The 394-nt window shown below is 39.3% G+C and carries 1 protein-coding gene; it reads left to right on the forward strand.

Annotated elements, in window-relative coordinates; genetic code table 11:
• The coding region (locus tag CP370_RS09485; RefSeq protein WP_199160334.1) for a glycerol-3-phosphate acyltransferase at positions 1–380 on the forward strand (380 nt) is incomplete at its 5' end.
• Positions 381–394 lie beyond the last annotated feature (14 nt).

Raw genomic sequence — 394 nt, forward strand, 5'->3', positions numbered from 1 at the left:
GGATGTTTATGGTGGTCGGATTAGGTGCCATTTTGGGACATACATTCTCTATATGGATTGGATTTAAGGGTGGCAAGGCCGTTGCTACTTCTGTTGGGGTGTTATTACTCTATAGTCCAGTTATGTTCCTCGCCGCTGTGATTGCCTTTATAACAGCAATATTGCTCACTAGTATGGTCTCTGTTGGCTCAATGCTTGGTTTTACAGTCGTTACCCTACTATCAGCATTCTGGCTTCACGATTGGTTTTTAGCAACTATAGCGCTTGTATTAACCGTATTTGTATTCTACCGACACCGTAGCAATGTTAAACGAATTTTAAATGGTACAGAATCAAAAGTACCCTTTGGACTCATCTATTGGTTATCAAAAAAATCATAACACTCATAAAAAAC

Source organism: Lactobacillus sp. UMNPBX19 (assembly GCF_002553805.1).
In the GTDB taxonomy this organism is placed as follows: domain Bacteria; phylum Bacillota; class Bacilli; order Lactobacillales; family Lactobacillaceae; genus Lactobacillus.